Source organism: Lawsonibacter celer (assembly GCF_014281125.1).
Taxonomy (GTDB): Bacteria; Bacillota; Clostridia; order Oscillospirales; family Oscillospiraceae; genus Lawsonibacter_B; species Lawsonibacter_B celer.
In genome coordinates this window covers 122,488-145,962 of record NZ_JACOEA010000006.1, presented here as the reverse complement: position 1 = coordinate 145,962, position 23,475 = coordinate 122,488, and the positions used below count along the sequence as shown (strand labels likewise).

Annotated in this window: 24 protein-coding genes; 13 read left to right on the top strand and 11 right to left on the bottom strand. The window is 62.1% G+C overall.

Features of this window, described 5'->3' with window-relative positions; translation table 11 throughout:
- Positions 1-149 precede the first annotated feature (149 nt).
- Both H9Q75_RS10610 and H9Q75_RS10605 read left to right on the top strand, forming a co-directional pair.
- Positions 150-1,625, top strand: a complete 1,476-nt coding sequence (locus H9Q75_RS10610; RefSeq protein WP_186566896.1) for a pyridoxal-phosphate dependent enzyme — start codon at positions 150-152, stop codon at positions 1,623-1,625.
- 41 nt (positions 1,626-1,666) lie between these two features.
- Positions 1,667-2,905: a threonine synthase gene (locus tag H9Q75_RS10605; protein WP_186566894.1), complete on the top strand. Its 1,239-nt coding sequence runs from the start codon at positions 1,667-1,669 to the stop codon at positions 2,903-2,905.
- A gap of 19 nt (positions 2,906-2,924) precedes the next feature.
- On the opposite strand, the gene H9Q75_RS10600 is transcribed toward H9Q75_RS10605, so the two are convergent.
- Positions 2,925-3,128: a hypothetical protein gene (locus H9Q75_RS10600; protein WP_186566892.1), complete on the bottom strand. Its 204-nt coding sequence runs from the start codon at positions 3,126-3,128 to the stop codon at positions 2,925-2,927.
- 62 nt (positions 3,129-3,190) lie between these two features.
- Between H9Q75_RS10600 and H9Q75_RS10595 the strand changes: the two genes are divergently transcribed.
- From H9Q75_RS10595 to H9Q75_RS10585, 3 genes are read left to right on the top strand one after another with little or no spacing between them, the layout of a single operon-like run.
- Positions 3,191-3,421, top strand: a complete 231-nt coding sequence (locus H9Q75_RS10595; protein WP_243200795.1) for a helix-turn-helix domain-containing protein — start codon at positions 3,191-3,193, stop codon at positions 3,419-3,421.
- Between the two features lie 31 nt (positions 3,422-3,452).
- Positions 3,453-4,835: a dihydropyrimidinase gene (hydA, locus tag H9Q75_RS10590; RefSeq protein ID WP_186566887.1), complete on the top strand. Its 1,383-nt coding sequence runs from the start codon at positions 3,453-3,455 to the stop codon at positions 4,833-4,835.
- A gap of 11 nt (positions 4,836-4,846) precedes the next feature.
- Complete coding sequence (locus tag H9Q75_RS10585) at positions 4,847-5,395, top strand: nucleotidyltransferase family protein (RefSeq protein WP_341480937.1); 549 nt, start codon at positions 4,847-4,849, stop codon at positions 5,393-5,395.
- A 390-nt stretch (positions 5,396-5,785) separates the two neighbouring features.
- Here H9Q75_RS10585 and H9Q75_RS10580 read toward each other — a convergent pair whose 3' ends face one another.
- The 5 genes from H9Q75_RS10580 to H9Q75_RS10560 are packed head-to-tail and all read right to left on the bottom strand — an operon-like array spanning position 5,786 to position 8,877.
- Positions 5,786-6,061 (bottom strand): thioredoxin, encoded by a 276-nt coding sequence (locus H9Q75_RS10580; RefSeq protein ID WP_186566885.1) that lies wholly within the window; start codon positions 6,059-6,061, stop codon positions 5,786-5,788.
- Between the two features lies 1 nt (position 6,062).
- Positions 6,063-6,818, bottom strand: coding sequence for an XdhC family protein (locus H9Q75_RS10575; protein WP_186566883.1), 756 nt, complete (start codon positions 6,816-6,818; stop codon positions 6,063-6,065).
- A complete protein-coding gene (gene yqeB, locus H9Q75_RS10570) occupies positions 6,806-7,609 on the bottom strand; it encodes a selenium-dependent molybdenum cofactor biosynthesis protein YqeB (RefSeq protein ID WP_186566881.1) in 804 nt (267 codons plus the stop codon). Before yqeB ends, H9Q75_RS10575 begins: the two co-directional genes overlap by 13 nt.
- Complete coding sequence (gene yqeC, locus H9Q75_RS10565) at positions 7,597-8,313, bottom strand: selenium cofactor biosynthesis protein YqeC (RefSeq protein WP_186566879.1); 717 nt, start codon at positions 8,311-8,313, stop codon at positions 7,597-7,599. Before yqeC ends, yqeB begins: the two co-directional genes overlap by 13 nt.
- Before the next feature lie 3 nt (positions 8,314-8,316).
- Positions 8,317-8,877 carry a manganese efflux pump MntP gene (locus H9Q75_RS10560; protein WP_186566877.1) on the bottom strand — a complete coding sequence of 187 codons (561 nt, stop codon included), beginning with the start codon at positions 8,875-8,877 and terminating at the stop codon, positions 8,317-8,319.
- 122 nt (positions 8,878-8,999) lie between these two features.
- Between H9Q75_RS10560 and H9Q75_RS10555 the strand changes: the two genes are divergently transcribed.
- On the top strand, positions 9,000-9,461 hold the full coding sequence (locus tag H9Q75_RS10555; protein ID WP_186566875.1) for a nucleoside deaminase: 462 nt from the start codon (positions 9,000-9,002) through the stop codon (positions 9,459-9,461).
- Positions 9,462-9,898: 437 nt separating this feature from the next.
- Here the strand turns inward: H9Q75_RS10555 and H9Q75_RS10550 are convergent, their stop codons facing one another.
- The 5 genes from H9Q75_RS10550 to H9Q75_RS10530 all read right to left on the bottom strand — a co-directional run bounded on the left by H9Q75_RS10550 (position 9,899) and on the right by H9Q75_RS10530 (position 15,795).
- Positions 9,899-10,882 carry an ABC transporter permease gene (locus H9Q75_RS10550; protein ID WP_186566873.1) on the bottom strand — a complete coding sequence of 328 codons (984 nt, stop codon included), beginning with the start codon at positions 10,880-10,882 and terminating at the stop codon, positions 9,899-9,901.
- The gene (locus H9Q75_RS10545; RefSeq protein WP_186566871.1) at positions 10,879-11,988 is read right to left on the bottom strand and encodes an ABC transporter permease; all 1,110 of its coding nucleotides are present in this window, start codon (positions 11,986-11,988) and stop codon (positions 10,879-10,881) included. The genes H9Q75_RS10550 and H9Q75_RS10545 overlap by 4 nt, the downstream gene beginning before the upstream one ends.
- Positions 11,985-13,538, bottom strand: a complete 1,554-nt coding sequence (locus H9Q75_RS10540; protein WP_423788649.1) for an ABC transporter ATP-binding protein — start codon at positions 13,536-13,538, stop codon at positions 11,985-11,987. Before H9Q75_RS10540 ends, H9Q75_RS10545 begins: the two co-directional genes overlap by 4 nt.
- 155 nt (positions 13,539-13,693) lie before the next feature.
- Positions 13,694-14,947: a BMP family ABC transporter substrate-binding protein gene (locus H9Q75_RS10535; RefSeq protein ID WP_186566867.1), complete on the bottom strand. Its 1,254-nt coding sequence runs from the start codon at positions 14,945-14,947 to the stop codon at positions 13,694-13,696.
- Positions 14,948-15,222: 275 nt separating this feature from the next.
- Positions 15,223-15,795, bottom strand: a complete 573-nt coding sequence (locus tag H9Q75_RS10530) for a xanthine phosphoribosyltransferase (protein WP_186566865.1) — start codon at positions 15,793-15,795, stop codon at positions 15,223-15,225.
- Between the two features lie 250 nt (positions 15,796-16,045).
- Here H9Q75_RS10530 and H9Q75_RS10525 point away from each other — a divergent pair, with 250 nt between their 5' ends.
- The 7 genes from H9Q75_RS10525 (at position 16,046) to serS (ending at position 23,317) form a co-directional block, all read left to right on the top strand.
- Complete coding sequence (locus H9Q75_RS10525) at positions 16,046-17,701, top strand: S-layer homology domain-containing protein (protein WP_186566863.1); 1,656 nt, start codon at positions 16,046-16,048, stop codon at positions 17,699-17,701.
- Between the two features lie 15 nt (positions 17,702-17,716).
- Positions 17,717-18,574, top strand: a complete 858-nt coding sequence (locus H9Q75_RS10520) for a YitT family protein (RefSeq protein WP_186566861.1) — start codon at positions 17,717-17,719, stop codon at positions 18,572-18,574.
- A gap of 145 nt (positions 18,575-18,719) precedes the next feature.
- On the top strand, positions 18,720-19,529 hold the full coding sequence (locus tag H9Q75_RS10515) for a ParB/RepB/Spo0J family partition protein (RefSeq protein ID WP_186566859.1): 810 nt from the start codon (positions 18,720-18,722) through the stop codon (positions 19,527-19,529).
- A gap of 157 nt (positions 19,530-19,686) precedes the next feature.
- A complete protein-coding gene (locus H9Q75_RS10510; protein WP_186566857.1) occupies positions 19,687-20,451 on the top strand; it encodes a ParA family protein in 765 nt (254 codons plus the stop codon).
- Between the two features lie 4 nt (positions 20,452-20,455).
- Positions 20,456-21,352 carry a ParB/RepB/Spo0J family partition protein gene (locus tag H9Q75_RS10505; protein ID WP_186566855.1) on the top strand — a complete coding sequence of 299 codons (897 nt, stop codon included), beginning with the start codon at positions 20,456-20,458 and terminating at the stop codon, positions 21,350-21,352.
- A complete protein-coding gene (locus H9Q75_RS10500; protein ID WP_186566853.1) occupies positions 21,349-21,915 on the top strand; it encodes a hypothetical protein in 567 nt (188 codons plus the stop codon). The genes H9Q75_RS10505 and H9Q75_RS10500 overlap by 4 nt, the downstream gene beginning before the upstream one ends.
- Before the next feature lie 97 nt (positions 21,916-22,012).
- The gene (serS, locus tag H9Q75_RS10495) at positions 22,013-23,317 is read left to right on the top strand and encodes a serine--tRNA ligase (protein WP_186566851.1); all 1,305 of its coding nucleotides are present in this window, start codon (positions 22,013-22,015) and stop codon (positions 23,315-23,317) included.
- Positions 23,318-23,475 lie beyond the last annotated feature (158 nt).

Sequence of the window (23,475 nt, the reverse complement as noted above, 5' to 3'; positions counted from 1 at the left end):
ACCGCAGAATCCGTGAAAAAGAAAGGAAAAAGCATGCCGCCTGAAAATTTGTCAGTTCCCCTGAAACGTTTTTGATTTTTCTTGATTTCTGCCCTCCGTGTGGTATGATGAGTTCATGGTATTCCGTAGTTTTTAAGGAGGCTTCCGCCATGATTGATTTCACCCTCAACCAGGAGCAGCTGGCCCACAACATCGCCAAGGCCAGGGAAAACGGCATTCTCATTCCCACCATTGCCCAGATGCAGCACCCGCAGACCATTCCCGGCAAGGTCCAGGACCGGCTGAAGGGCGTGGGCCTCTGGGATGTGAATCCCCTGAACCTGTTCCGCATTACCTGGAAAAACCAGCCGGTGGAGGCCGGCGGCCTGTTCCAGGAGGTCCCCAATTACATTGAGTTCCCCTCCGCCCTCACCGGCGTGCCCTGCCGCATTGTGGCCATGGTTGGCAAGTGGTTCCCCACCGGCTGCCACAAGGTGGGGGCCTCTTTCGGATGTCTGGCCCCCCGGCTGGTCACCGGCCAGTTTGACGTGAGCAGGCATAAGGCCGTCTGGCCCTCCACGGGCAACTACTGCCGGGGCGGCGCCTTCAACTCCCGCCTGCTGGGCGCCCAGGGCGTGGCCATCCTGCCCGCGGAGATGAGTCAGGAGCGCTTCGATTGGCTCCACGAGATCGGCGCGGAGGTAATCGCCACCCCGGGCTGTGAGTCCAACGTGAAGGAGATCTTTGACAAGACCAACGAGCTCAAGGCCGATCCCCAGTACATGATCTTCAACCAGTTTGAGGAGATGGGCAACCCCCTGTGGCACTACAACGTCACCGGAAACGCCCTGGCCGACGTGTTTGAGGCGGTCAAGCGCCCCGGCGACCGCTTTTCCGGTGCGTGCTTTACCTCCGGCTCGGCGGGCACCCTGTCCACCGGCGACCGGCTCAAGGAGCTCTACCCCCGCCTGAAGCTGGGCGTGGGCGAGGCCCTCCAGTGCCCCACCATTCTCAATAATGGCTTCGGCGGCCACCGGATCGAGGGCATCGGCGACAAGCACATCCCCTGGATCCACAACGTAAAGAACACCGACATGGTCATCGACATTGACGACGAGGACTCCCAGCGCCTGCTGCGGCTGTTCAACACCCCCGAGGGTCAGGCCTATCTGAAAGACGATCTGGGTCTGGACGACGGGCTGATCAGGCAGCTGACCTGGCTGGGCATCAGCGGCATCGCCAACCTGCTGTGCTGCATCAAGATGGCCAAGTACTATGAGTTTACCGAGCAAGACATAGTGGGCACCGTGCTCACCGACTCCGCCGTGATGTACGGCAGCCGCATCGCCGAGCTCAACGAGATGCACGGCCCCTACAGCGTGCGGGAGGCGGTGCTGGACCACAACCTGCACATGCTCGCCCTCAAGACCGACAGCATGATGGAGCTGACCTACGCCGACCGCAAGCGGGTGCACAACCTGAAGTACTATACCTGGGTGGAACAGCAGGGCAAGACCGCCGAGGAGCTCAACGCCCTGTGGTACGACACCGAGGGCACCTGGGACGCGGTCCACGCCCAGGCCAGGGAGCTGGATGAGCTGATCGACGCCTTCAACGAGGCTACCGGCGTGCTCAAGCGCCTGTAATTGCGGCTCCCCCGCCGAAGCCAAGCACCGAGGTGATTGTTATGAAATACGTTCTGGGCGCCAAGTGCGTCAAATGCGGCAGGGAATACACCCTGACCCCCAATACCACCACCTGCTCCTGCGGCGGCATTCTGGATGTACAGTACGACTACGCCGCCATCCGGCGGGACTTCTCCCCCGCTGATCTGGGACGCAGCCGGGACTGGTCCATGTGGCGCTACCGCCCCTTCCTGCCGGTGGAGGAGACCTCCGCCCCCACTCCCCTGCGGGTGGGCTGGTCCCCCCTGTACAAGGCCGACCGGCTGGCCAAAGAGCTGGGCTTAAAGACCCTATACGTCAAGGACGACGGGCAGAACCCTACCGCCTCCCTGAAGGACCGGGCTTCCGCCATGGCAGTGGTCAAGGCCCGGGAAGCCGGGGCGGACACCATCGCCTGCTCCTCCACCGGCAACGCCGCCTCCAGCCTGGCGGGCAATGCCGCGGCGGCGGGCTTTCAGACCTATATCTTCGTCCCCGCCCGCGCCCCCAAGGGCAAGGTGGCCCAGCTGCGCATCTTCGGCGCCACCGTCATCAGCGTGGACGGCTCCTATGAGGACACCTTTGAGCTGTCCAAGGCCGCCATTGAAAAGTGGGGCTGGTACAACCGCAACGCGGCCATCAACCCCTACCTGTCCGAGGGCAAAAAGACGGTCTCCCTGGAGATCGCCGAGCAGCTGGGCTGGCAGATGCCCGACTACGTGGCGCTCTCAGTGGGGGACGGCTGTACCATCGCCGGGGTGTGGAAGGGCTTCCAGGACCTATACGCCGCCGGGTTTATCGACCGGCTGCCCCGGCTGATCTCCGTCCAGGCGGAGGGCTGCTGCCCCCTGAACCGGGCCATCCAGACGGGCAGGCCCTGGACACCCATGGAGGAGAACACCCTGGCCGACTCCATCGCCGTGGGGGTGCCCCGCAACCCGGACAAGGCCCTGAACGCTATCCGCTCGTCCAACGGCGTGGTGGTCAACGTCTCAGACGAGGAGATCCTGGCCGCCATGCGTCTGCTGGGCCGTACCCAGGGGGTGTTTGGGGAGCCCGCCGGGGTGACCGGCACCGCTGGAGTGAAGAAGGCCCTGGAGCTGGGGCTCATCTCCCCGGACAGCACGGTGGTGAGCATTGTCACCGGCAACGGTCTGAAGGATGTGGCCAACGGCATCAAGGCCGCCGGGGAGCCCATGCTGGTCAAGCCGGATATGGACGCTCTGCTTGCCGCCTTTGCCCAGCGCCGCATTACGCCGTAACACAAAGACAAGGACGGGGTCACGCCCCGTCCTCGTCTTTATCCGCGCATTTCCAATACTCACACACCTCGTCGGGCATGCGGCGCTTGCTGCGCGGTGCGGTGCAGTGCCCGTACCAGAGGGGGTAGGGCCGCCCCCGCTCCGCCAGGACATAGTGCTGATGGTAATGGAGGCAGGTGCCGCAGCACTCCCGCTCCACCACCACATAGCGGATCTGCTTCATTTTTATCACCTCATTTGCATTATACTCAATATATTGGTCATAGTCAATATTTTGAGTGTGGTATGTTATGTGCAGAGGTGAAAAAATTGATTCGCTATACGCCATTTTACCGTACTCTGTGCAAAAAGGACATAACGGAATATCAATTGATCTTTAAGCACGGCATTTCCGCAAATATTCTGCATCGGATGAAGCATGGTCAGAATATCACTATGAAAACTTTGGATACGCTTTGCTTCGTTCTGGACTGTAACGTCAGCGATATTATTGAATATGTAAAGGACGACGAATAACGCTCTTGATAAGGCAAAAGGAGGTTTTCTTATGTCCATCCTTATTCAAAACGGCACGCTCATCTGTCCCCAGGGGCCGGTACAGGCCGACCTGCGGGTGGAAGGGGACAAAATTGTTCAGCTCGGCCCCAACCTCCCCGTGGGGGACAGCCGGGTGCTCAACGCCGCGGGCAAGCTGGTGTTCCCCGGCTTTATCGACACCCACACCCACTTCGAGATGAACAAGGGCACCGTGCGGGAGACGGCCGATAACTGGGCCACCGGCACCCGGGCCGCCCTGGCCGGGGGCACCACCTGCGTGCTGGACTTTGCCGAGCCGGGGCGGGGCTGCTCCCTCCAGTCCGCCCTGGATGAGTGGCACCGCCGGGCCGATGGCCACGCCAGCTGCCACTACGGCTTCCACATGACCATCAAGGACTGGGATCCCCGCATTCTGGACGAGCTCCCCCGGATGACGGCCCAGGGGGTGACCTCCTACAAGGTCTACCTGGCCTACGCCAACATCCGGGTCAGCGACGGCGTGGCCTACGAGGCCCTCAAGGCTGTGGGCGCGGAGGGGGGCGTCATCGGCTGCCACTGTGAGAACGGCGACCTCATTGACCGGGCCATCGCCGAGCTGAGGGATGCGGGGCGGCTCTCCCCCGCCAGCCACCCCCTCTCCCACACCCCAGCGATGGAGGCCGAGGCGGTCACCCGCTGGCTGGCCCTGGCGGAGCAGGCTGGGGCGCCGGTAAATGTGGTCCACCTGTCCACCGCAAGGGGGCTGGAGGCCGCCCGGGCCGCCCGGGCCCGGGGCCAGAAGGTCTACCTGGAGACCTGTCCCCAGTATCTGACCCTCACCGAGGAAAACTATCAGCTGCCCGGCTTTGAGGGGGCCAAGTACGTCTGCGCGCCCCCCCTGCGGCCCCGGAGCGATGTGGACGCCCTGTGGGCGGCGGTGGAGCGGGGCGAGATCGACACCGTCGGCACCGACCACTGTTCCTTCAACTTCCACCCCACCAAGGAGCTGGGCAGAGACGACTTCTCCGCCATCCCCGGCGGCATCCCGGGCACCGAGCACCGCAGCGCCCTGATGTACACCTATGGCGTGAAGTCTGGCCGTATCACCCCCCACCAGATGATGCGCCTGCTGGCCGAGCAGCCCGCCAGGCTCTTTGGCATGTTCCCCCAAAAGGGGGCGCTGGCCGTGGGGAGCGATGCAGATATTGTAATCTTTGACCCCGATTCTACATGGCGTATTACCGCGGAGACCCAATACCAGAACGTGGACTACACCCCCTATGAGGGCATGGAGATGGCGGGCCGGGCAGACACGGTCCTCCTCTCCGGTGAGACGGCGGTGGAAAGCGGCCGGGTGGTGCTGGAGAACCGGGGCCGCTACGTCTCCCGGGGCCCCGCCCAGTTCTGGCGATGAGGGTTGGCGCGGTGTTGTTGGCCTCAGGCGCGGGGCGGCGTTTTGGGGGCAACAAGCTGCTGGCACAGGTGGACGGCGTGCCGCTGATCCGCCGGGCCATGGCGGCCGTCCCCCCCGTCCTCTTTGCCCGGGCCGCGGTGTGCTCCCCCTATCCGCAGATCCTCGCCCTAGCGGAGGCCGGGGGCTATCTGGCCCTGCGCAACGGCCGGGCGCAGGAGGGCATCTCCGCCTCCGTGCGGCTGGGCCTGGCCGCCATGGAGGATTTGGACGGGGTCCTCTTCGCCGTGTGTGACCAGCCCTTTTTGACCACAGAAAGTATAAAACGCCTCTTAAATGCCTTCAAGGAATCGAAAAATGCCATCTGTGCCCTGTCCTGGCAGGGGCGGCGGGGCAATCCGGCGGTGTTTCCCGCCGACCTGTTTCCCGAACTGGCCGCCCTCACCGGGGACGTGGGAGGCGGCGCGGTGATCCGTCGCCTCCCCGAACGATTGATCTTAGTGGAGGCCGCGTCCCCCAGAGAGCTGGCCGACGTGGATACGTCAGAGGACTTGGAGCAATAAGCAAAGGGGAGCTAGCGCCGTTGGCGCTAGCTCCCCTTTGCCTGCGGCGGGTCGACAGAGTCCCTTGCCCCAGGGAGACCATCTCCCTGGGGTAAGGGGCTCTCCAAAGACCCAGACGTCATAAGAGTTCTCCCCGCCGGATCCCCCATTGGGGGTGGGGGCGACTTGGCTGCCGTCCCGGAGGGTGACCTGGAGGCTGGGGTGGCCCTGCCCGCCGTCGGCCCTCCTCCAAGTGAGGGCGGCGCGTACCGCCTGGCCAGCTCCCCAGGCTCATTCCACGGCTGGTTCATTTCCCTCCCTTCTGCCCCTTATACGCGGCAGGGCCTGAAATGGTTTCATTCCCTCCAAAAAAAGATTGCGCCGGAGTTTCCGGCGCAATCTTTTTCCCGTTCAGGCCTGGACCGTCTCGCCCGCGGCGGCGCGGAACACCTTTTCCACGTCCTCCCGCTCGGCATGGCCCTCATGAAGCTTCTGCCCATCCACAAAGTAGCAGGGCACATACCAGTAGTCAAAGGTATCCGCATAGGCGGCCTGGGCCTGCTCGTCCACCAGCTCCAGCGGGATGTCCCGCCACTGGGGGTGCTCCTCCAGAAGCTCCTCCTGCAGGCGCAGCGCAAGCGCGCAGTGAGGGCAGCCCCTTTGGATAAACAGCTGTATTTGTTTCATCTCAGAACCTCCTTACGGTAAATTCCACTTGTATCCGCCCACCGCACACCATGCCCAGCTCAGCGGCTGCGTGGGACAGATCATAGTCTTTCCGCGTCTCCCCGCTCTCATTCTGCCAAAAAGCCAGAGCGTCCAGCGTGGCCTGGTGCTCCACCGCACCGCCGCCGATGGTGCCCGCGCAGGTCCCATCCGGCCGCACGTGCATCCACGCCCCCACGCCCCTGGGGGCGGAGCCGCTCTTTTTGACAATGGTACACAGCACCCCCGGCTCCTCCGGGGGCAGGACGGCGCCGGGGCCCCTCCGCGCCCGCTCCTGCACCAGCTGGGCGCAGATGGACACGGCGATCTCCGCCGGGGTCTGCCCCCCGATGGGCAGGCCGATGGGGGCGTGCACCCGGTCCAGGGTTTCCCGGGAAACGCCCGCCTCCTCCAGGGCCCTGCGCACGGCGGCCACCTTGGTTTTACTGCCGATCATCCCCACATAGGCATAGCTTCCCTCCAGCACCTTGGCCAGGCACTCCCGGTCAAAGGCGTGCCCCCGGGTGAGGATGACGTAGTAATCGCTCTCCCGGCTGCCCAGGGCCTCCAGCGCCTCCAGGAAGGGCATGCACAGCACCTGGTCAGCCATGGGAAAGCGCGCCGCATTGGCGAACTCCGCCCGGTCGTCCAGGACGATCACTTCAAATTCCAGCCGGGCGGCCATATGGGCCACCTCCAGGGATACATGGCCGCCCCCGCACAGAATCAGCCGTTCCACAGGCTCTTCCCCCTTCCGAAGTATAGCAGGCCCTCCAGCACACCGCCGCCCACGGCCCGCGCCTTGTCCGAGATGGTAAAGCAATGGCGCGCCTCACACCTGGGGTCGATGTCTCCGGCCTTCATGCCGCGGCGGACAGGCAGCCCGGCCTGGAGCATCCCCCGCACCACGCCGGTCAGCTGGGCGCGCGCCACCGCGTCCCCCACCCGGGCCACCGCCTCGCCCTGGGTCACCCGCCGGCCAATCTCCACCAGGGGGGTAAACACCCCGTCCGCCGGGGCGCGGATGATGCGCTCCACCGTGTAGCCCCCAACGTCGCCGGGCACCCCGGTGTTGGGAATGGCCGCGCCCTGGGTGATGAGCCGCCCCAGGTCGTGGCCTCGCTTGGTCTCAACCACTCCGTGGCAGTCTATGCCGGCGGTAAAGCCGGGGCCCAGGGCCAGCACCACGGGGGCGTCGGTGAGGCTTGTCCCGGTGTTGCGCTTGGCCAGGATGGCGTCCACCACCGCGTCAAAGGCCCGCATCCTTCCAATGTCCGCCGCCGGGTCGGCCAGGACGGGAACCTCCCCGGCGGCCAGGATCCGGTCTGCCTGCTCCGGCCCGTCCGCCCGGCGGGCCGTAATGCCCTCCACCTGAGTCGCCCCGTCGTAAATACACTGGGAGAAGGCCACGCTCCGCCGCACCGCGGTGGGCTGGGGCAGATCGGTCATCACCACCCGGAAGCCCGCCCGGTACAGCCGCGCCGCCACGCCGGTGGCCAGATCCCCGGCACCCTTGATCAAAACCAGCATTGTCCGCCCTGCTCCTCTTCTGTAAAATAAGTGGCTGCCGCCCATATGCCCCGACGGGCCAGCAGTGTCCCAATCTCCCCGGCCCAGGCGGCCCGCTCCGGCGTATCCGCCTTGTTAAGGGCGCAGCGGAAGGCCCGCCCCTCCCCCACGCCCTTGCGGCCCCCCTGGGGGTGGGCCAGCAATGCCGCCACGTCCGCAGGCGTCACCCGGTCCCCCGGATCCTTGTCCAACAAGGCGCACACCCGTTCGGGCCGGTGGCACACCGCTTCAATGGGCCGGCCCACGCAGTCCATTCCGGCCACGGCAATAACCCCGTTGGCACAGGGCGGAATCACCGGCTCATGCTCCGCCGGGGCCTTCAGGGGATGCAGCCGGGCCCCGTCCGCCTCCGCCAGCACCACATCCGCCAGGGCCAGACACGCCGCCAGATCTCCGGCGCCGGTGAGCTTGTCCGGCCGGTCAAAGCGCCCCAGGGTGGCAATGCCCTCAACCGCCAGAATATGTGCCAGCTCGTCCACATTCCCGGCGAGAAACAGGCCCGGATGGGGCATAATGTGGGTGGTGGTGGTGACCACCACGGTGCGCCCCGCGTCCCAGGCCTGCCGGGCCAGGGCATACATCAGGGTGGTCTTGCCGCCGCCGCCCACCAGGGCTAGGCAGCGGTGGCGGCCCATATCCACCCCCAGCTTCTCCCAGATATCCATTCTCTATCCCGCCAGGTGCTCCGCCAGGATCTTGACGCCGATGAGCACCAGCACCAGACCGCCCACCAGCTCCGCCCGGCGCTGGAACAGGCAGCCCAACCTCCGCCCCAGCAGCCCGCCCACGACGGAGAGCCCGAAGGCCACTACTCCGATAACCGCAGCGGAGAACAGAATGTCCACCCGCATAAAGGCCATGGACACACCCACGGCCAGGGCGTCGATGCTGGTGGCCACAGCCAGCACCGCCAGCCGCCGGGCAGAGAGATCGGCCGGCGCGGCCTCTCCCTCCCCGCAGCCCTTCCGCAGGGAGCCCCAGATCATCCGTCCCCCGATCAGTGCCAGCAGGCCAAAGGCCACCCAGTGGTCCACTGCCTCAATATACTGGCTGACGCTGCTGCCCAAAAGCCAGCCGATGAGGGGCATGGCAAACTGGAACAGGCCGAAATACAGGCCCATTCGAACCGCCTGGCGCCAGCCGAAGCCGGGCACCGAAATGCCGCTGGAGACCGATACCGCAAAGGCATCCAGGGCCAGGCTCACCGCAATGAGAAGGATCTCTACCATAAAGAAGTCACCTGCACAGGCAAATTTTTGGATGGTTTAAGAATCAGTATAGCACAGGAGTTTTGTTTATGCTATGATGTCTGTGCAAGTTCTAGTACGTTTTTTCAAAGGGGGCGGTGGAATTGACCCATGAGGACTGGATGGCCCGGGCCATTGAGCTGGCCCGCCAGGCGATGGCCGAGGGCGAGGTGCCGGTGGGCTGCGTCATTGTGTGGGAGGATCGGATCATCGGCGAGGGCCGAAACCGCAGGGAACATGCGCGCACCGCCCTGGGCCACGCGGAGGTGGAGGCCATTGCCCAGGCCTGCCGCCGCATGGGCGGCTGGCGGCTGCACAAGGCCAGCCTGTACGTCACGCTGGAGCCCTGTCCCATGTGCGCCGGAGCCATCATTAACGCCCGCATACCGGTGGTTTGCTACGGGGCCAGGGATGACAAGGCCGGCTGCTGCGGATCGGTGCTCAATCTGTTTGAGGAGCGCTTTAACCACCACCCTCGCATCTACGGCGGGGTAAGGGAGGCGGAGTGCGGCGCACTTTTACAGGCTTTCTTCGGGTCTCTGCGGCAGCCGGAGGGACCTTTCTAGCGGATTTCATACTCTTTTAACAACTGTCTCTACCTTTTGTAACAAACGCTTGGTAGGATTCTTTTTGTAAGAGACGTGATTTTCTTTTCATTCTATCCTCCATTCAAAGGGAACGGCAGCGGGAAAGCCGCTGCCGTTCCCTTTCTTACCAGGTCTTTACTCAAAAAAAGCAAGATTTAAAATTTGCGTAACAAGTCCCGGTTTTTTTCTTAACAAGTTCCGGCTATCATAAGACTTGCAAGAGACAGTTTCTTTTCATTTCATTGTATCCTCTTTCCTTACAGCAGGGGCCGGACGTCAGGAGCAGGCGTCCGGCCCCTGCTGCAGGCTGGGGGCGGCTCCGCGCCCACCCCAGCACCCAAAAACAGCCCCCGCACCGGTCCCGAGGGGTGGACCGGTGCGGGGGCTGTTTCTTCCATTTTTCCTGTTGTTTTCTCTTACCGCTCCTCCCGGAAGTAGGGCAGCCCCAGGTGGGCCGGGGGCTGATTCTCCCGCTTCTTCCTGGTGCTCATGACTACCAGGACCACAATGGTCACCACGTAGGGGATGACCTTGAACAGCTCCTGGCTGGAGCGGCTCAGGCCGGGGATATAGAAGTACAGCCAAGTTAGGAAGCCGAACAGATAGGCGCCCCAGATGGCGTGGACGCTCTTCCACACGGCGAAGATGACCAGCGCCACCGCCAGCCAGCCCAGGGCTTCAATGGTGCCCTCGCTGGCCCAGGTGCCCTTGACGTAATCCATGGTGTAGTACAGCCCGCCTAAGCCGGAGATCCCCGCGCCGACGCAGGTGGCCAGGTACTTGTAGCGGGTGACGGGAATGCCCGCCGCGTCGGCCGTAGCCGGATTTTCTCCTACGGCCCGCAGATTGAGCCCCACCCGGGTGCGCCCCAGGAACATCAGCATGACCACCGCTACCGCGATGGCCAGATAGACCATAAAGCCATAGCTGAACACCAGCGGGCCCGCCACCGGAATGCCCGACAGCCCGGGGATGGATACCCGGTAGACCGCCGAGGTGGCGGCCACGGAGATCTGCCCCACGCCGCCGGCCATGGTGTTGAGCGCCCCACCGAAAAAGTTGGCCACGCCGCCGCCGAAAATGGTAAGGGTCAGACCTGTAACATTCTGGTTGGCCCGCAGCGTAATGGTAAGAAAGCTGTAAATGAGCCCGCCTGCTGCAGCGGCCGCAAAGGCGCATACAAAGGAGATGATGAGACACAGGGCGGGCACCGGGTTAGGGGTGGACAGCTCATAGAAGAAGGCCCCGGCCAGGCCGGCGATGCCGCCCAGGTACATAATGCCCGGCACGCCCAGGTTCAGGTTGCCGGACTTCTCCGTGAGAATTTCCCCCAGTGCCCCGTAGAGGATGACCGTGCCGAATACAATGGCGGCCTGGAACAGTGCGATAAACTGCGTCATGCCTTGCCGGCCTCCTTTCTGCCGCGGAAGATCAGGCGGTACTGAATAAAGAACTCGCTTCCGATAATACAGAACAGGATGATGCCGGTAATGACCTCGGAAGCAAAGTCGTTGAGCTTGAACTGGGTGGCGATCTGGACGGCCCCCTTCTGCAGAAACACCAGCAGGAAGGAAATAAGCACCATGACAAAGGTGTTGAATTTGGCCAGCCACGCCACGATAATGGCGGTAAAGCCGCGGCCGCCGGCGGTGGAGGTGGAGATGGTGTGGCTGGCGCCGGCCACGGCGATAAAGCCCGCCAGGCCGCAGATGGCGCCCGAGATGGCCATGGTGCGAATAAAGACCTTGGAGAGCTTGATCCCCGCATACCGGGCGGTGTTCTCGCTCTCCCCCACCACGGCGATCTCATAGCCCTGCTTGGTGTACCTCAGGTAGAGGAACATCCCCACCGTGAGTACCGCCACAATGAGCACGTTCAGGCCATAGTCCTGGCCGAAGAGCTCCGGGAACCAGCCCGCCTTGGTCTTCTGATTGATGACGCCCACCGTGTTGGACCCCACGGGGTTTTCCCACAGGGCCACACAGTAGGAGGTGATCTGAATGGCCACATAGTTCATCATCAGGGTAAAAAGGGTCTCATTGGTGCCCCAGCGGGCCTTGAAGATGGCGGGCACAATCCCCCATACCGCGCCGGCAATGAGGCTGACCGCAGCCATGAGAAGCAAAAGCACGGGTGTGGGGAGCTTACCGCCGAAGTAGATCATAAAGCCCGCGGTGGCGCAGCCGCCCACCAGGATCTGCCCCTCGGCGCCGATGTTCCAGAAGCGCATCTTAAACGCGGGGGCCAGACCGATCCCAATGCACAGGAGCATCATCGCGTCCCGGATGGTAACCCAGGAGCGGCGCTCACTGCCGAACGCCCCCTGTGCCATGGCCTTATAGACCTCCACCGGGTTCAGCCCGGTAATGGCGTAAATAAACGCACCGCTGAGCAGCAGCGCCAGCACCACGGAGAGAATGCGGATCAGCCACGCCTTCCAGGCGGGGATGGAGGCCCGCTTTGCGATGCGCAGCAGGGGCTCCTTATGGGATACATGGACGCTCATGCCTGCTCACCCTCCTTCTTCAGCCTGGTCATCAGCAGCCCCACCTCTTCCTTCGTGGCCGTGCGGGCGTCCACCACGCCGTTGACATGGCCGGCGCACAGCACCAGAATTCGGTCGCACAGCTCCAGCAGCACATCCAGGTCCTCGCCTACAAAAATGACCGCCGCCCCCTGCTTCTTCTGCTCGTTGAGCAGGCGGTAAATGGTGTAGGAGGTGTTGATATCCAGCCCTCGCACCGCGTAGGCGGTCATCAGCAGCGTGGGGCTGGAGGCCAGCTCCCGACCTACCAGCACCTTCTGCACATTGCCGCCGGAGAGCCGGCGCACCGGGGTGGACAGACTGGGCGTGACCACCTCCAGCTCCTCCTTCACCTTCTGCGCCAGCGCCCGGGACGGCCTGCGGTCCGCCAGGGGGCCGTGCCCGGCGCGGTAGCTTTTCAGCATCATATTGTCCGGCATGCCCATAGACCCCACCAGGCCCATGCCCAGCCGGTCCTCCGGCACAAAAGCCATGGATACGCCGATTCTGCGGATCTGCAGCGGGTCCTTGCCCACCAGCTCCTCCCCCGCCCGGTCCACAGGCACATGCCGCCCGGCCACGGGTTCGTCCGGCGCGGGGGGGTGGTAGATGATATGCGCCCCGGGCAGCGCGCTCTGGAGCCCGGCAATGGCCTCCAGAAGCTCCTTCTGGCCGCTGCCGGAAATGCCCGCCACGCCCAGGATCTCGCCGCCGTACGCCTGGAAGGTCACATTGTCCAGGGCCAGGACCCCTTCCGCCGTGCGCACGGACAGGTCCTTTACCTCCAGGCGCAGGTTGCGCGTCTCCACCAGCGGGCGCTCAATGTTCAGGGAAACCGCACGGCCCACCATCATATCCGTGAGGGCCTGGGGACTGGTTTCGCTGGTAGCCACATCGCCGATGTACTCGCCCTTGCGCAGCACCGCTACACGGTCGGAGATCTCCATGACCTCGTGGAGCTTATGGGTGATGATGACCACGGCCTTGCCGTCCGCCTTCATGTTGCGCAGCACGTCAAAAAGCTTCTCCGTCTCCTGGGGCGTCAGCACAGCGGTAGGTTCGTCCAGGATCAGAATGTCCGCCCCCCGGTAGAGGACCTTTACGATCTCCACCGTCTGCTTTTGAGAGACCGACATGTCGTAGACCTTCTGCTCCGGGTCCACCTGAAAACCGTACCGGCCGCAGATCTCCCGGATCCGGGCCGCGGCCGCCTTCAGGTTAAGGCCCCCCGGCTCCCGCAGCCCCAGAACGATATTTTCCGCCGCCGTCAGCACGTCCACCAGCTTAAAATGCTGGTGAATCATGCCGATTTTCAGGTCAAAGGCATCCTTGGGGGAGCGGATGGCCACGCTCTGGCCCCCCACCAGAATCTCTCCCTCATCCGGGAAGTAGATGCCCGAGAGCATATTCATCAGCGTGGTTTTCCCGCTTCCGTTTTCCCCCAGCAGAGAGAGAATTTCTCCCCGGCGGATTTCCAGATCTACTTTGTGGTTGGCCACGATGGGGCCGAAGGTCTTGGTGATGCCGCGCATTTGGACGGCACTTTCAGCTGCCAAGCAAATCACCCTTTCTCCGTGGCCCCGCTGCGCCGCAAGGCCATGGGCTTACTGTGTCCGTTTTCATTGTACCAAAATGGAGGGCTTGCTGCCAAGCCCTCCATTGCGGTTTTTCCAGATATTTGCGGTCCTCAGGCGTTGTTCAGCTCGGTGATACCATCGATACGCAGGTCGAAGTAGGGAGCGGAACGGATAACGGATTCGTGGAACACGCCGTCGGTGATGGTCTCGGCGCCGTTCATGCCGTAGCTATCGGTGTAGGAACTCAGGGTCTCGCCGCCCACAGTGAAGTTGGCGGTGTCGAAGATGTTCAGGGAGCCATCCTTCAGACCGGCCCAGACCTCGTCCACCTTGTCCTGAGTGCCCTCGGCGCAGCTCTCGCCCAGGGCGGAGATGGTCTGCGCCCCTTCGGCGTAACCGCAGGCGTAGTCGGCCGGGATCTCCTCCCCGTTGATGAACTTCTCCAGAGTAGCCTTATACAGCACGGACCATACGTTCTGCGCGGAGGTCAGGGCCGCGGTGGGGGCCACGGAGAGCATATCCACATTGTAGCCCACGGAGTAGGCCACCTTGCCGCTGTCCAGGGCCTTCTGCACCGCGGAGGGGGCGCCGGTGGAGTCGGCGTGCTGGCCGATGATGACGCAGCCCTTGCTCATCAGGGCGTTGGCGGCCTCGCCCTCCTTGGTCAGATCATACCAGGAGTTGGTGTACTGCACGTCCATGTGGGCCTCGGGCACGATGGAGCGGATGCCCAGGAAGAAGGCGGTGTAGCCGGAGACCACCTCGGCATAGGGGTAGGCGCCCACATAGCCGACATAGGGGTCCGTGACCTGGCCTGCGTCCATGAGCTCCTTGAGCTTCATTCCGGCCACCACGCCGGAGACATAGCGGGACTCATAGGTATAGGGGAAGATGTTCTTGAAGTTGGCCAGGCCGGAGGCGGCGGCCAGGTCGCCGGTGCAGGAGACAAAAATAATGTCCTCATACTCCTCGGCGGCCTGCTGCATATAGGTCTGATGGCCATAGGAGTCGGAGAAAATGATGTCGCAGCCCTCTTCCGCCAGATCCACGGCGGCATCGTAGCAGCTCTCGTCCTCGGGAATGTTGTACTTTATGACCAGCTGGGAGGCGACATCCAGGCCCAGCTCCTCGCAGGCAGTGGTGATGCCCTCAATGTGGGCCATGTCGTAGCCGGAGTTCTCGTCATGGAGCATGATGGCGCCCACCTTCACATCGCCGGACGCTGCGGGGGTATCGGTGGCAGGCGCGGGAGAGTCGGACCCGCCGGCAGGCGTCTGGGCAGTTCCGCCCTGGGTACCGCCGCAGGCGGCCAGGGCAAAGACCATGGCGCCGGCCAGGAGCAGGGAAATCAGCTTTTTCTTCATTGTTTTTCCTCCTTACAATATGGTGGATGCGTACAAGAGAAGTCTTCTATCAGCATTCCCGGGAAGAAAAGTTCCGCCCGGGCAGACTGCGAGCCAGGCTGCCCGGGCGGAAGTTGCTTCCATCCTTGGAATCCGCTCATCACAGGGCCGTGCCCTGCCTGCGGCAGCAAAGGGATTGTAAAACAGAATATATGTCTCCCCGTGGGGAGACGAAAACGGGCCGCGGCCCGTTTTCCATCTGCGCTTATGCCTCGCCAGTCGGCGGGGCCATAAGCTCAGCAGAACTCCACGCCATCCTCGACGCTCATACTCTTGATCCGGGCCAGAGATTCCACCCGCACACCCATGGAGCGAATCAGGTCGCCACCGGGCTGGAAAGCCTTCTCCACGCAGATCCCTGCGCCCACCAGCGTGGCCCCCGCGTCCTCCACCAGCTTAATCAGGCCCTGAAGAGCGCTGCCGTTGGCCAGAAAATCGTCGATAATCAGCACCCGGTCCTCGGGACGCAGAAATTCCCTGGAGACAATAATGTCATACACCTTGCCGTGGGTAAAGGACTCCACCTTGGATGTGTACACATCGCCCGCGATGTTCTTGGTCTTGTTTTTCTTGGCAAAAATCACGGGTACGCCGAAGTGCCTAGCCGCAATGCAGGCAATGCCAATGCCGGACGCCTCAATCGTCAGGATCTTGGTCACGCCGTCCCCGCTGAAGAGGCGGTAAAACTCCTTGCCGATCTCGTCAAACAGCGCAATATCCATCTGGTGGTTGAGAAAGCTATCCACCTTCAGCACGTCGCCATTTCTGATCTTTCCGTCCTTGCGGATCCGGTCTTCCAGCAGCTTCATTGCCTCTCTCCGTTCTCTCTATAAAATTGGGAATGAAAAATCACTTCTATTGTACAAAATTCCGACCCCAACTTCAACTGCACATATTCTATCAAAAAACCCGTCTGCTGTCACCCCTTTTTGGAGATTTTGTGTATTCTCCATTCTTCCACATTTTCTAAGTTTTTTCCCTGCCCCATTGAGCTGCGCACCGCTTCCTGCTACAATAGGGGCGAATGTGTTTTTCCACGGTTTTAAGGAGGTCCTCTTTATGAAACGACAGCTTCTCGCGGCACTTCTGGCCGCCGCCCTGGTTCTGGGCGCCGCCCCCCTCTTCCCTGCCGCCCGGGCCTATTCGGACACGGCGGGCAGTTGGGCGGAGCCGGTCATCGAGCAGGCCAGGGAATATGGTCTGCTCAACGGCTATCCCGACGGCAGCTTCGGCGTGGGCCGCAGCATCTCCCGCGGTGAATTTGTCACCGTGCTCTGCCGCATGTTTTCCTGGGCGGAGGTGACGCCGGACGTCCCCTCCTATTCCGACTGTCCCCTTACTTACTGGTGCTGGGCCCAGGTGGAGACCGCGCTGGCCCACGGGGTCATGGACGCCGGCGCCGCCTTCCGCCCGACGGACCCGATCACCCGGGAGGAGATGGCGGTTATGCTGGTACGCGCCCTGGGGTATGGCACACTGGCCCAGGGCCTGGCCGATGCCGCGCTCCCCTTTTCCGACGTGACCGCCAACCGTGGTTATATCCACGTTGCCTATCAGATCGGCATGACCACGGGGGTGGAGCAGGGCGGCCAGCTGAAGTTTCTGCCCGCCGCCACAGCCACCCGGGAGGAAGCCGCGGCCATGCTGGTGCGGGTCTATGAACGCTTTGCCTCCAGGACTGAGTGGCTTCACGGCTTTTACGCCTTTTCCTCTTACAGCCAGATCGGCCTCACCGCCCAGATGGACGCGGTAAGCGTGGGCTGGGCCAGAATGGAATATGACCCCCAGGATGGTCCCCGGCTCAACTCCACCTCTGCCAACGGAAACGACTGGGTGCGCCCGGCCGATCCCGCTCCGGCCACGGACGCCTTTGAACAGCAGGGACTGCCCTACAATTTAAATGTATATGCCTCCGCAGCCGACCGCATCACCCTGGCGGACGGGAGCATCTCCTCCACCGTCTCGGCCCTGGTCTCCACACCCGAGGCCCGCGCGGCCGCCGTTGCCGCTCTGACCGAGTCGGCGGCGAATTACAGCGGCCTGACCATGGACTTTGAAGGGCTCAAGGGCCAGGCCCTCAAGGCCGATTATCTGACCTTTATGACCGCCCTGCGCGCCGCGCTTCCATCCGGCAAGACCCTTTACGTCTGTGTCCAGCCGGACACCTGGTACGACGGCTTTGACTATCACGGGCTGGGAGAGGTCTGCGACAAAGTGATTCTCATGGCACACGACTACCAGTGGACCTCTGTGCCTGAAAGCTATGTGGGCACTGCCAACACCGACTCTCCGGTAACCCCCTTTTCCCGTATTTACGAAGCACTGTGCGCCATTACGGACCCCCAGACGGGCGTGGCGAACCGCTCCAAGCTGGCCTTGGCCATCTCCTTCGGCACCGCCGGCTTCCGGATTGACCAGGAGGGCCGGCTGCTGGAGACCACGATCTACCACCCAGCCCAGGCCACACTGGCAAAGCGGCTGGCCCAGCCGGGCACACAGGTCACTTACAGCGAGCGCTACCGCAACCCTGCGGCGGTCTACACCACGGAGGACGGCAGCCGCTACCGGGTGTGGTATGAGGACGCCCGAAGCGTGACGGACAAGCTGGCTCTGGCCCGGATGTTCGGCATCACCGGCGTGTCTCTCTGGCGTCTGGGCAATATCCCCGCCTGTGATGGCTATGATGTGTGGAGCGCGGTATGCGCCACACGGTGAGGAGGAACCCGTTTTATGAGCTGGAAGCATCGCCTTTCTGATTTTGCCCTGATGACCCTGGGCGCGGCGCTGGTCGCTGTGGGCGTGTATTTCTTCAAATTTCCCAACCATTTCTCCACCGGCGGGGTGTCCGGTCTGTCCCTGCTGCTGGGCGAGCTGGTCTCCTCCTCCTGGCTGACCCCCGCGACCTTTAACAGCATCATCAATGTCTTTTTTCTGATCCTGGGCTTTTTTGCGCTGAATAAAGGCTTCGGCTTCCGAACCGTCTATTGTTCTCTGCTTTATTCCGCCCTGGTTCAGATCTTCGAGTGGGTCTGCCCCCTCTCCGCGCCCCTGACGGACCAAAAGCTCCTGGAGCTCTTTTTTGCGGTAATCCTGCCCGCGGTGGGCTCCGCCATTTTGTTCAACATCAACGCCTCCACCGGCGGCACGGATATTGCCGCCATGGTCCTGAAAAAATGCTCCGGTATGAATGTGGGCCGCGCCCTGCTGTGCACCGACGTGGTTATCTCCGCCGCCACTCTCTTTGTCTTTGATATTGAATCCGGTCTGTGCTCCCTGCTGGGCCTGGCCCTGAAATCCGTCCTGGTGGACAGCGTCATTGAGTCCCTCAACCGCCACAAAGCCTTTTTTGTGGTCACCACGGAGCCAGAGCCGGTGTGTCAATATATTACCCACACCCTTGCCCGAAGCGCTACCGTATGGGATGCCCAGGGGGCTTATACCCACACCGAGCACTGGGTGGTGCTCACCGTGCTCTCCCGGGGGCAGGCCGTCCTGCTGCGCCGGCACTTGAAGGCCTCGGACCCCCACGCCTTTATGATCGTGGCCAACTCCAGCGAGATCTTTGGGAAGGGCTTTCTCCGGGCCTGAGCGCAGGTTCGGGGGCTGGCATGGACCGACCCCCGGCCGCCGCTGGAAAAAATATTTCCCAGGCGACAAAATCCGTTCTGTTTTGCGTCCGTTTATGGTAAAATATGGTTAGTCGAGTGATTTTTACCATAAAGGAGGGCGTAAAATGGTACGCAATCACAAAAGAGGACTTTTTGAGAGTACGCGAGTTTTGTTTCTTCCCATCTCGGTCATCTCTCCAAACCCCGACCAGCCCCGTAGAAACTTTTCCCGGGAGGGCCTGGAGGAGCTGGCCGCCAGTATTCAGGAGGTGGGCGTCCTGCAGCCCCTTTCGGTCCGGAAATCAGCCGCAGGCTATGAGCTGATCTCCGGTGAGCGCCGTCTGCGTGCCGCCCGAATGGCCGGTCTGCGGGAGGTCCCCTGCATTCTGGTGAGTGTGGACAGCGAGGGCTCCTCCCTGCTGGCGCTGGTTGAAAATCTGCAGCGCAGGGATTTGGATTTTGTGGAGGAGGCCGCCGCTCTGGCCAAGCTGATCCGAACCTATCACCTCTCCCAGGAGGAGGCGGCCCGCAAAATTGGGAAATCGCAGTCCGCGGTGGCCAACAAGCTCCGTCTGCTGCGCCTCCCTCCCGACGCCCTTGCTCTGCTGCGGGAACACGGCTTTACCGAGCGCCATGCTCGGGCGCTGCTCCGCCTGGAGGAGCCGGAGCAGCAGGTGCTGGCCGCCCGCCACATTGTGGACGAGGGGCTGACTGTGGCGAAAACGGAGCAGTATGTGGAGCGGCTGCTCCACCAGACGGAGCAGCCTGCTAAGCGGCCTACCTTTGTCATTAAGGACGTCCGCCTCTTCCTGAACACCATTACCCGTGGTCTCTCCATGATGAAAAATGCCGGGGTGAGCGCGGACTGCAAGCGGCAGGAGACATCGGATTCCATTCTTTTAACCATTCGGATTCCCAAACAGGCACGGGCCTGATTTTCTGCCTTTTTAATCCCGGGCGTGTTTCACGTGAAACACGCCCGGGATTTTTTCTGTCTGTTTCACGTGAAACATGCGAAAACCCATTGAATTACCGATTCACTTTGATTATAATAGGGCTTGTCCCTATTGTCTGTACAAAGGCAGGTGTGATATGGCAAAAACCATCGCAATTGTGAATCAAAAGGGCGGAGTGGGCAAGACTACCACATGTGTGAACTTGGCCGCCGCCCTAAAAAATTTAGGATGCAGGGTGTTGGTGTGCGACTTTGATCCTCAGGCCAACACCACCTCTGGCTTTGGGGTGGACAAGACCGCCTCCCCTAACATCTATGATGTGCTCATCAACGGGGCCGACCCGGTCAAGGCGGTGGTGAGCACCCCCTACAGCGACGTGCTCCCTTCCCACAAATCCTTAGCGGGCGCCGGAATTGAGATGATCGCTCTGGCAGAGCGGGAGTATCTGCTGAAAAACGCGCTGACACAGGTGACTTCCCATTACGACTACATCCTGATCGACTGCCCCCCCTCCCTGGAGCTGCTGACTTTAAACGCCCTCTGTGCGGCGGATACGGTCCTGGTTCCGGTCCAATGTGAGTATTACGCGCTGGAGGGACTCAGCGATCTGCTCTCCACCATCCGCATTGTAAAGCGCTCTCTCAATCCGCAAATCGCGCTGGAGGGCGTGGTACTTACCATGTATGACGGCCGCACCAACCTGTCCATGCAGGTAGCCGAGGAGGTCAAGCGCCATTTTCCCGGTCAGGTGTACGCCACGGTCATTCCCCGCAACGTCCGGCTTTCCGAAGCCCCCAGCCACGGAAAGCCGGTTTCCGCTTACGACAGCTATTCCCGGGGCTCGGAGGCCTACGACGCGCTGGCTCACGAGGTTCAGGAGCACAATAGAAAGGACGGATAAGCGCATGGCATCAGAACGCGGCCTGGGCAAGGGCCTGGGCGCACTTTTGGGCGACGCCGCCCTGCAGACACAGGAGGGCGGCTCCCTTTCTCTCCCCATTTCACAGGTGGAGCCGGGGCTGAAGCAGCCCCGCAAGCGCTTTGACGACGAGGCGCTGGCCGATCTGGCCGACTCCATCCGCACCCACGGGGTCATTCAGCCCCTGACAGTGCGCCGCCTCTCCTCCGGCTATTATCAGATCATTGCCGGGGAGCGCCGCTGGCGGGCCGCCAAACTGGCGGGGCTGACCGAGGTACCCGCCGTCATTATCGAGGCGGACGACCGCAAGGTCATGGAACTGGGTCTGATTGAAAACCTCCAGCGGGAGGACCTGAATCCAGTGGAGGAAGCCAACGGATATAAGGTGCTTATGAGCGAGTACGGCATGACCCAGGAGGAGGTCTCCCAGCGGGTGGGCAAATCCCGGCCTACCGTCGCCAACGCGCTGCGGCTGCTGGCCCTTCCGGACGCAGTGCATCTGATGCTGGAGGAGGGCAAGCTGTCCGCCGGCCACGCACGAGCCATTCTCTCCGTGCCCAGCGGCGACCTGCAGAAGAAGCTGGCACAAAAGGTGGTGGCCGAGGATCTGTCGGTCCGGCAGACCGAGGCGCTGGCCAAGCGCCTGGCCGCCGGGGAAAAGGAGCCTGCCGCGCCCGCCTCCCCCTCCGCCCTTGACCTCACCCTTTATTTAAAGGAGGCGGAAAAAAGCCTGGCTGCCCGATTGGGACGAAAAGTGAACATTATTTCCGGCAGGCGCAAAGGCAAGGTGGAGCTGGAATTCTACAACACCGACGACCTGACCGCTCTGCTGGATCTGCTGGAGCAGATATCTCCGAAACAGGAAGGAGGGTCTGCCCTGTGAGCAGCGAACCCGAACGGCAGGATTGGGCCGCCCGCCGCCGCGAGAGCAAGCGTGCCCGGAAAAAGAACGCCGTCCTCAAATATCTGGTGATTCTCTTCGCCGTGGCCTTTCTATTGCTGCTGTATTCCTACTTTGCCCAGCAGCGCAGCAACCGCGAGGCCATTGATAATCTGCAGCAGACTTCAAACTCCGCGGCCCAAACGCTCCAGAACATTATTGATGAACGGGACAGTCTGAAGGAGGAAAACACCGCGCTGAACGCGCAGATCGGCCAGCTGGAGCACGACCGGGACAGCGCCCAGCACACCGCCCAGGAGGCCGAGGAATCCCTGACCGATACCCAAGCACAGGTCAAAGCCCTGAATCAGCTCAATCAGCTGCGCACCCTTTATAACAAAGGGCGCTACAGCCAGGCGCGCACCCTCCTGGAGGAGTGGGAGTCCGCGGCTCCGGGGGCCATGGAGGCCGCCCTAACCACAGCAAGCGAGGCCCTGACTGAAGAGGAGCGGGCCCTCTACGACCCGCTGGCTGCCTATCAAAACCTGGTGGATTGGCTGGTCTGATTTGTTTCACGTGAAACGTGACCGGGACACATCACTTCGCCAGGCTTCCTTAGCAGCCCACCCAATCCTATTAACATCAATTTATGAGGTGAAACCCATGCTCGACATGAAATTTATCCGTGAAAACCCCGAAGCGGTCAAAGAAAACATCAAGAAGAAGTTCCAGGATGAAAAGCTGCCCCTGGTGGATCAAGTCCTGGCGCTGGACCTGGAAAACCGCAACACCATTCAGGAGGCCCAGGACCTGCGTACTGCCCGCAACGCCCTGTCCAAAAAGGTAGGCATGCTCATGGGCCAGGCCAAAAAGGACCCCTCCAAGCTGGAGGAGGCCGAGGCCGTCAAGGCCCAGGTCAAGGCGGATGCGGACCGGCTGGCCGAGCTGGAGGCCAGGGAGGACCATCTGGCGGAGGAGATCCGGAGGATTATGCTGGTGATCCCCAATATCATCGACCCCTCTGTGCCCATCGGCCCCGACGACTCCTGCAATGTGGAGGTCCAGCGTTTCGGCGAACCCCTGGTGCCCGACTACCCCATTCCCTACCACACCGAAATCATGGAGTCCTTTGACGGCATCGACATGGACGCCGCCGGCCGGGTGTCCGGCTCCGGCTTCTACTACCTGCTGGGCGACATTGCCAGGCTGCACGAGGCCGTGCTGGCCTACGGCCGGGACTTTATGATCGACAAGGGCTTTACCTACTGTATTCCCCCCTTTATGATCCACGGCAATGTGGTGGAGGGAGTCATGAGCCAGACGGACATGGACGCCATGATGTACAAAATCGAGGGGGAGGATCTCTACCTCATCGGCACCTCTGAGCACTCCATGATCGGCCGCTTTATCGACCAGATTATCCCCAGTGAAAAGCTGCCCCAAACCCTTACCTCCTATTCCCCCTGTTTCCGCAAGGAAAAGGGCTCCCACGGCATTGAGGAGCGGGGCGTGTACCGCATCCACCAGTTTGAAAAGCAGGAAATGATCGTGGTCTGTAAGCCGGAGGACTCCAAGGCCTGGTATGAGAAGCTCTGGCAGTATTCTGTGGAGCTCTTCCGCAACTTTGATATCCCGGTGCGCCAGCTGGAGTGCTGCTCCGGCGACCTGGCGGACCTGAAGGTCAAGTCCTGCGATATTGAGGCCTGGTCCCCCCGCCAGCAAAAGTATTTTGAGGTCTGCTCCTGCTCCAACCTGGGCGACGCCCAGGCCCGCCGCCTGAAGATCCGCTACCGGGGTGAGGACGGCAAAAACTATTTGGCCCACACCCTCAACAATACCTGTGTGGCGCCCCCCCGCATGCTGATCGCCCTGCTGGAAAACAACCTTCAGGCCGACGGCAGCGTAAAAATCCCCAAGGTCCTGCAGCCCTATATGGGCGGCAAAGAGATACTGATCCCCAAGCGGTGACTCCCCTCTCTTCGTCAAAGGGGCTATCTGTTTTTTGGAATTTATTTACAATTATTAAATTTTGTAGATTTATGATTCCACTGGCGTCTGACGCCTGAAACAGCCGCCCCCTTTTCAGCCCCAAAAGTGCGCGCCCATTTGTGTCTTCCGCATACCCT